We start from the raw sequence: 8332 nt of genomic DNA, 5'->3' as shown, positions 1-8332 counted from the left end.
GAGGTCGCCCGCGGGTGCGGGGCTCGGGCAGAAGCGGCTCAATCAGCGCCCATTCGGCATCGGTCAAATCGGTTTCGTATCGCAAGCCGTCGCGGCTATACTGCCGCCGAGTGGTCGGGGTCCACATCGCGGGCTTCCAAGTTAGGCTTCAGCACCCTCTTGGAATCACGGCTACCCTGACCACTCAACCCCTTTTCGGGACGGGCTCTAAGATTGTTTGGCGTGATCTCTCAGAGGCCGAACAAAGAGCTTTTTGGACGCGATTTGACCACGAGCGACCAGGAGTTAGCTCAGATGTTTGGGCTAAGTTGAACCGGCTTTTTTATTGGGAAGCAGGTGAGTATGAGCTTGAGCTTGTAGTTAATACTTCTAGGCCGGATCTAAGCTTTCCTTTTAAGTTCCGATTTGAGTTATCAGATAAGGATGCTGATCGAGTCCGAGGTAATGTGATCCTCTGTGAATGGAATGCTTGTGGATTATCAGGTCACATATTCAACTTTTCTGAAGTGAGATATCTCGAGTAAAAAACTAATCTCCCACCCAGGACAATTGTCACGTCGCCGCCAAAGATTGTTGCATCATTGCCGCTCGCTGCCCGTTGATTCGGGCTCATGCATGATGACAGGCGGATGTTCCGCTTTTTCGAGACCCGGATCGAATTCACGAAACGCCCACCGGAGGCTTCACCGCCGGATCATCTTTGGGGCTTCTACTGGCACTTCATCGCCCAGGCGAAAGGGCTGTTCGTGGCGCTGTTTGCGCTCGGCTTCGTGCTGGCGGTGGTCGAGGCGGTGATCCCCTATCTCATCGGCCGTCTCGTCAACGCGCTCTCGCATACCTCGCCTGACGGAATCCTGAGCGAGGCGGGGCCGCTGCTCACGGCTATGGCGGCGATCATCCTGCTGGTGCGGCCGCTCGGCACGATCCTGTTCCGGCTTCTGGTTAACCACTCGCTCGCCGTGTCCTTCACCAACATGGTGCATTGGCAGAATTACTGGCACGTGGTGCGCCAGCCCTTGGGTTTCTTTCAGGAGGATTTCGCGGGCCGCATCGCCAACCGCGTGTTGCAGACGGGGCGGCCTTTGCGCGAGACCGTTTTGTCGGTGGCGCGCGCCGTGTGGCAGATCCTGATCTTCGGCGCAGCCTCCATCGGCCTTCTCGCGACGCAGGACATTCGCCTCGCTCTGCCCATGGCCGGATGGTTCGTGATCTATGTGGCGCTGCTCGTCTATTTCCTACCGCGCATCAAGGTCCGCTCCCGTGAATCGAGCGAAGCGCGTTCCGCCGTGACGGGCAAGGTGGTGGACAGTTTTACCAACATCATGACCATCAAGCTTTTCGGGCGCCGCAGGGATGAGAACGCTTACATCAGCGAGGGCTATCGCCGGGTGAACGACGTGTTCCTGCACCAGCAGCGGCTGAACACGATCTACAGCGCCGGGCTCATCTTCCTCAATGGAGTCTTCCTCGTCGCGATGGGTGGCGTCGCCGTGTGGCTGTTCACCCTGAACCGCCTGGATGCGGGCATGATGACCACGGCGATTCTGCTCTCGAGCCAGATCGTCTCCATGTCCGGTTGGGTCGCCTTCGAGGTCATGGGCATCTTCGAGAATGTGGGCACGGTGCAGGAGGGCATGAAGACGATCTCGCGTCCGCTCACCATGCAGGACAAGCCCGATGCCATGCCGCTGACGGTGACGCGCGGCGAGATCCGTCTCGAGGATGTTTCGTTTTCCTACGGCGATGGCGACCGGGTGCTCGATGATTTGAGCCTCACCATCCGGCCCGGCGAAAAGATCGGTCTCGTGGGACGCTCGGGCGTCGGCAAGACGACCCTGGTCAACCTCACCTTGCGCTTCTTCGAGCCGCAGGAAGGCCGCATTCTCATCGACGGGCAGGACATCGCGGATGTGAGCGAGGAAAGCCTGCGCGGGCAGATCTCCGTGGTCACGCAGGACACGTCGCTTCTGCATCGCTCCATTGCCGAGAACATTCTCTACGGACGGCCCGGCGCCAGCGATGAGGCCGTGCGCGATGCGGCGCGCCAGGCCCACGCGACGGATTTCATCGACCGCCTCGTGGACGGCAAGGGACGGCGCGGCTACGACGCCCATGTGGGTGAGCGCGGCGTGAAACTCTCCGGCGGGCAGCGCCAGCGCATCGCGATTGCCCGCGTGATCCTGAAGGATGCGCCGATCCTTGTCTTGGACGAGGCAACCTCGGCGCTCGATTCCGAGGTCGAGGCCGCGATTCAGGAATCGCTCGCCATGCTGATGGAAGGCAAGACCGCGATCGCCATCGCGCACCGCCTTTCCACCCTGCAACTCATGGACCGCCTCATCGTCATGGACGAAGGACGGATCGTCGAGGAGGGATCGCATGCCGAGTTGCTGACAGGCGGCGGCATCTATGCGAGCCTTTGGAATCGCCAATCAGGCGGCTTCCTGCCGGATCGCAAAACGAGGCGCGGGGCGGTCGGCTGAATGCCGCACGGCCTTCCGTCAGACGCGGAACGGGTTTAGGTTGCGCGCATCTTTCAAACCGTGAGTGTTCCCGATCATGCATAACGACCGTCTCAATCTCGATGAAGTCGCTCGCCGCGTCGAAGCGAAGGCTAAAGCCTATTGCGACCTGAGCGACCGCATCTGGTCCATGCCGGAACTGGCCTTCGAGGAGCACCGCTCGGTGGCCGAGCAGATCGCCATGATGGAGCGCGAGGGCTTTCGGATTACGAAGGATGTCGGCGGCATGGCGACGGCCTTCATCGCGGAATACGGCAACGGTGGCCCCATTGTCGGGATTCTCGGCGAGTTCGATGCGCTGCCCGATCTCGCGCAGGTCTCGGGCGTGACGGGGCATCAGCCGACGGTTGCGGGAGCACCCGGCCATGGCTGCGGCCACAACCTCCTCGGCTCCGGCTCGGCGCTTGCCGCCGTTGCATTGAAGGATGCGCTGGAAGCGGAAGGCATCGCGGGAACCGTGCGCTATTACGGCTGCCCTGCGGAAGAGAGCGGATCGGGCAAGACCTTCATGGCGCGCGCCGGCCTGTTCGATGATCTCGATGCGGCGTTCTGCTGGCATCCGAGCATCGTCAACGAAGTGCAGACCACCTCGTCGCTTGCCTGCATCCAGGCCTATTTCCGCTTCAAGGGCCGCGCCGCGCACGCGGCCGCAGCACCCCATGTGGGGCGCAGTGCGCTCGATGCGGTGGAGCTCATGAATGTGGGCGTGAACTACATGCGCGAGCACATGCCCTCCGATGCGCGCGTGCATTACGCCATCACCAACACGGGCGGCGATGCGCCGAACGTGGTGCAGGCTTATGCGGAATCGCTCTATCTCGTGCGCTCGCCGCATCTTCCCGACGCGGAGCGTCTTTTCGAGCGCGTGAAGAAGATCGCGGAAGGCGCAGGCCTCATGACGGAAACCACTGTCTCCGTGCAGATCACGGACGCCACCTCCAATGTCGTGCCGAACAAGGTGCTGCAGCAGGTGATGTACGAGAACATGAAGCGTCTCGGCGGGCCGGGTTTCGACAAGGCGGATTACGACTTCGCCGGAAAGCTCCAGAAAGACGCACTCACCGACGAAGATATTTTAGCCAGCGTGAAGCCGCACGACCTGTCGCTGAAGACGCAAGTTCTGCACGACGGCCTTCTCGGCCTGCCGACGCGCGAAGAGGTGATGATGGGCACCACCGATGTGGGTGATGTGAGCTGGATCGTGCCCACGGTCCAGTGCCACACGGCCTGCTTTGCCATCGGCACTCCGTTCCACACCTGGCAGCTCGTCACACAGGGCAACCTGCCCGTTGCCCACAAGGGCATGGTGCTCGCCGCCAAGGCCATGGCCACCACGGCGGCCGATGTGCTGCGCAATCCCGATCTCGTCGCCCGTGCCAAGGCCGAGCTCAAGGAGCGCACCGGCGGCCGCGCTTATCTCTGCCCGATCCCGCCGGAGGTGACGCCGGATGACCTGCGCAAGAAGGCGGCATAGTTAAAGGGGCAAAGCATCCTACCTTGCATCAAAGCAATATCGCTTTGGCGCTCCTGGGTCTCGCGCTTGCAGCCGTGCAGATTTATCTTCCGGTCAACGAATGGAGCAATTCCCATGAAGCTGACCGGAATTCATCATCTTACGGCCGTCACCGCCGATGCGAAGCGCAATCATGACTTTTACACCCAGGCGCTGGGCATGCGTCTCGTGAAGAAGACCGTGAACCAGGACGATGTGAGCGCCTATCACCTGTTCTATGCGGACGGACAGGCCACGCCCGGCACGGACATCACCTTCTTCGACTGGCCCGTGGGGCGGGAGCGGCGCGGCACGCACAGCATTTCGCAGACGGGACTTCGCGTGAACGGCGAGAAGGCTCTTGCCTGGTGGAAGGATCGGTTCGATTCCTTGAAAATCCAGCACCAGGGCGTCACCGAACGCAACGGACGCCTCGTTCTCGACTTCGAGGATTTCGAGGGCCAGCGTCTCAGCCTTGTGGATGACGGCGGCAAGGGCGAGGCTCATCCGTGGGAGCGCAGCCCCGTGCCCGCCGAGTACCAGATCCGTGGCTTGGGCCCGATCACGATCAGCGTGCCGAAGCTCGACCGCACCGCTGTGGTTCTGACGGCAGCCATGGATATGCGGGCGGGCAACGAATACCGGATCGGCGACACGCCGGTGCATGTATTCGAGATGGGCGAGGGTGGTCCTGCCGCCGAATTGCACGTGGCCGTGGAGCCGCATCTGCCCTTCGCGCAACAGGGCGCGGGCGGCGTGCATCATGTTGCGTTCCGCACCCCGGACGAGAAGAGTTACCAGGAATGTTGGGAGCGCCTGCRGACCCTGCGCGCGCCCTCCAGCGGCCCGGTGGATCGGTACTACTTCCGCAGCCTCTATTTCCGCGAGCCTAACGGCATCCTGTTCGAGATCGCCACCGACGGCCCCGGCTTTGCCACCGACGAGCCGATGGACAAGCTCGGCGAGAGTCTGGCGCTGCCACCTTTCCTTGAGCCGCGCAGGGACGAGATCGAAGCCGGTCTCAAGCCGCTCTAAAAGGCTCGATGTCATAGGCTGCTACGACTTGCCGCCCCGCGGGAAACTGCGGGGCAGCTTGACTTTCAAGGGCATCTCCACAATCCATCAGGCAGCAGCGGCAAGAAGAAGAAAAGACTTAGCGCATCCTGTTGCTACAATATTGCAGTAAATGAGTGCCGAGATAACGATATATTGTAATAGATATGCAAATTTATTGCTATTTTATTTAAATAAAGTTTTACCCGGCCTCGAATAAATGAATAACTGGATTGCCATTGGATGGGCAGCCAATGTTGGGGGTCAGCATGAAGAACTTTCTTCTCGGGATGCTCGTTGCGCTGAGCGCATGGGCCGGGGCGACGCATGTGGAAGCGGCTCCGCTGCCGAATCCAACCAGCAAGCCCATTCTCACGGTGTCCGGTAAGATCGCGTCGACCAACAAGGGCGAAACCGCCGAGTTCGACCGCGAGATGCTCGAATCCCTCGGCATGGTTTCCTTCGAGACCGAGACGCCCTGGTACAACGGCAAGGTCAAGTTCGAAGGCGTGCCGCTGTCCAAGCTGATGCAGCATCTGGGCGCCAAGGGTGAGCACCTGCTCGTCGTCGCGCTCAACGATTACAGCAGCGACATCCCCATGGCGGACGTGATGAAGTACAACGTCCTTCTCGCCCTGAAGATCAACGGCGAGTACATGCCCGTGAAGGACAAGGGGCCGCTCTTCATCGTCTATCCCTTCGACAGCGATCCCGAGCTGAAGAACCAGACCTATTTCGGCCGTTCGGTCTGGCAGATCGCCAAGATCGTCGTGAAGTAACCGGGCCAGAGCTTTTCGGAGAGACGGGTCTTGTCGCTGCGCGTGCTCAAACTGGTGCTGGCCGTCGTTATCGTTGGCTTCATCCTTTCGGCTGCCTATATCACGATACTCATCGTCGAGCGGCAGAACGCTCTCAAGCAGGTCTCCCGCTACAACACGCCCTGGCATGCCAGCCAGGCGGTGCATGAATTCACGCGCCTTGAACAGCGCCTCAGCGCCTACATGGCTCCCGATGGGGAGATGACCAAGGACGAGGTGTCCCTGCGCTTCGACATCTTCCAGAGCCGCGTCAACCTTCTCTCGGCAGGCGAATTCCGGGAATTCCTGCATCGCTATCCTGAATGGGATATCTTCGTCCGCCACATGGTGGATGTTCTGAACGAAACGCAGCCGCTCATCGAGAATCTGGAACGTCCCGGCAATGCGAAAGCCGCATTGCGTCTTCTCGAGCCGCTGCAGCTCGATATCTCGGGCCTCGCCTCCGCTGCCAACCATTACGGCGGCGAGCGAACGTCCCAGGACCAGCATGAACTTATCCGTCTGCACTGGATGTTCTCCAGCCTTGCCGGCGGCCTTATCGTGCTCGGGCTTATCCTGCTGGCGCTCTTAGGGTGGCACAACAGGCTTCTGGAAAAGGCGCATCGGGAGCTGCGGCTTCTCGCCGACAACTTCCAGAATATGTCGGTGAAGCTGGAACGGACGAACAAGGCGCTGGGCAGCGCCTATGAGGAGCTGCAACTGCGCAACGAGGCGCTGCAGCGCCAGGAGCACGAACTCAGGACGCAGAACGAGCGCTTCGATGCCGCGCTCAACAACATGTCCCACGGCCTGTGCATGGTGGACGGCAACGAGCACATCATCGTGTTCAATGCGCGCTTCGCCCATCTCTTCGGCCTCGACAGTTCGGTTGAATCGGGAACGACCCTGGGCGGGCTGCTGGAACAGGCGGTGTCGCGCCCCTGGAGAAATGCCGAGGCTCTGCGTGGGATCCTCGTCGAGCAGCAGGAACTCCTGCGCAACCGGCAGCAATTCACGTTCATCCATGAGCAGCCGGACGGTCAGACCTTCGCGATCTCGCATCAGCCCATGTCAAATGGCGGCTGGGTGGCGACCTATGAGGACATCACGGAGCGCCGGCAGGCAGAGTCGCAGATCGCGTACATGGCGCATCACGATGCGCTCACCGATCTCGCCAACCGCGTTCTCTTCCGCGAGCAGTTGGACCATGCGCTCGTCGAGGCCCAGCGCCAGAAACTGCTGGTGGGCGTGCTCTGCCTCGATCTCGACCGCTTCAAGGACGTGAACGACTCGCTGGGCCACGAGACCGGCGACACCCTGCTCCAGGCGGTCGCGGCGCGCCTGCGCAGCTGCATCCGCAGCCAGGACGTGGTGGCCCGTCTCGGCGGCGATGAATTCGCGATCCTTCAGATCGCCTCCGATCCGCAGGAATGCGCGATGCTCGCAACCCGCATCTGCGAGGCCATCGGCATGCCCTACGATCTCGACGGCCAGGAGATCGTGATCGGCACCAGCATCGGCATCGCGCTGGCATTCGATGACAACCCTTCCCCCGATCATCTCCTCAAGCAGGCGGATCTGGCGCTCTACCGCGCCAAGGCGGAAGGGCGCGGGACATACCGCTTCTTCGAGCCCGAAATGGATGCGGAGCTGCAGGCCCGCCGCGCGCTGGAGATGGATCTGCGGAAGGCGCTCCCCAACAAGGAATTCGAGCTCTTCTTCCAGCCGCAGATCAACATCCGCGCCAACGAGATCAGCGGTTTCGAGGCGCTGCTGCGCTGGCGCCATCCCGAGCGCGGCCTCGTTCCGCCCGGAGAGTTCATTCCGGTGGCCGAGGATATCGGCCTCATTGTCAGCGTTGGCGACTGGGTGCTCGAGCAGGCCTGCATGGCGGCGATGCATTGGCCGAAGAACATCAAGGTGGCCGTCAACCTGTCTCCGGTGCAGTTCCGCAACCGCACTCTCGTGCAGAGTGTCGGGCGGGCGCTCGCGCGCTCCGGCCTTGCGCCCGAGCGCGTGGAATTGGAGATCACGGAATCCGTGCTGCTTCAGGACAACGATGTCACCATCGCGACTCTGCACCAGCTGCGCCGGCTCGGCGTGCGCATCGCTATGGACGATTTCGGAACGGGCTACTCGTCGCTGAGCTATCTCCGCAGCTTCCCGTTCGACAAGATCAAGATCGATCAATCCTTTGTACGCGAGATGTCGTCGCGGGCGGATTGTCTCGCGATCGTGCGCTCCATCGCCGGCCTCGGCGCGAGCCTCGGCATGACTACCGTGGCGGAAGGCGTCGAGACGGAGGACCAGTTCCTCCAGATCAGCGCCGCCGGATGCACCGAGGTGCAAGGTTACTACTTCGGCAGGCCCAAACCTGCCCGCGAACTCAGCCACTCTCTCGCAGCGCTCAAGCGCACGGCGGAGGTCGCCTGAAGCCTTTCAACTCCTCAGACCTGTAAACCAATCCC

Annotated in this window: 6 protein-coding genes; 5 read left to right on the top strand and 1 reads right to left on the bottom strand. The window is 61.4% G+C overall.

Annotated elements, in window-relative coordinates; translation table 11 throughout:
• The coding region (locus tag ACXJKO_RS03230; RefSeq protein WP_457089640.1) for a transposase at positions 1 to 127 on the bottom strand (127 nt) is incomplete at its 3' end.
• 502 nt (positions 128 to 629) lie between these two features.
• Between ACXJKO_RS03230 and ACXJKO_RS03225 the strand changes: the two genes are divergently transcribed.
• The 5 genes from ACXJKO_RS03225 (at position 630) to ACXJKO_RS03205 (ending at position 8297) form a co-directional block, all read left to right on the top strand.
• Positions 630 to 2483 carry an ABC transporter ATP-binding protein gene (locus tag ACXJKO_RS03225; RefSeq protein ID WP_457089633.1) on the top strand — a complete coding sequence of 618 codons (1854 nt, stop codon included), beginning with the start codon at positions 630 to 632 and terminating at the stop codon, positions 2481 to 2483.
• Between the two features lie 76 nt (positions 2484 to 2559).
• Positions 2560 to 3996, top strand: coding sequence for a M20 family metallopeptidase (locus ACXJKO_RS03220; protein ID WP_457089632.1), 1437 nt, complete (start codon positions 2560 to 2562; stop codon positions 3994 to 3996).
• 114 nt (positions 3997 to 4110) lie between these two features.
• The gene (locus ACXJKO_RS03215; RefSeq protein ID WP_457089631.1) at positions 4111 to 5049 is read left to right on the top strand and encodes a ring-cleaving dioxygenase; all 939 of its coding nucleotides are present in this window, start codon (positions 4111 to 4113) and stop codon (positions 5047 to 5049) included.
• 287 nt (positions 5050 to 5336) lie between these two features.
• Entirely contained in the window at positions 5337 to 5846 is a 510-nt protein-coding gene (locus ACXJKO_RS03210; RefSeq protein ID WP_457089630.1) for a molybdopterin-dependent oxidoreductase, read from the top strand.
• A 30-nt stretch (positions 5847 to 5876) separates the two neighbouring features.
• Positions 5877 to 8297: a putative bifunctional diguanylate cyclase/phosphodiesterase gene (locus ACXJKO_RS03205; RefSeq protein ID WP_457089629.1), complete on the top strand. Its 2421-nt coding sequence runs from the start codon at positions 5877 to 5879 to the stop codon at positions 8295 to 8297.
• Positions 8298 to 8332 lie beyond the last annotated feature (35 nt).

It is taken from the genome of Microvirga sp. P5_D2 (genome assembly GCF_054049475.1).
This window is presented reverse-complemented; position numbering and strand designations above follow the sequence as displayed.

Coding starts and splice junctions, on each gene's coding strand:
- ACXJKO_RS03210 (WP_457089630.1), top strand. CDS start 5,337: ATGAAGAACTTTCTTCTCGGGATGCTCGTTGCGCTGAGCGCATGGGCC.
- ACXJKO_RS03220 (WP_457089632.1), top strand. CDS start 2,560: ATGCATAACGACCGTCTCAATCTCGATGAAGTCGCTCGCCGCGTCGAA.
- ACXJKO_RS03225 (WP_457089633.1), top strand. CDS start 630: ATGTTCCGCTTTTTCGAGACCCGGATCGAATTCACGAAACGCCCACCG.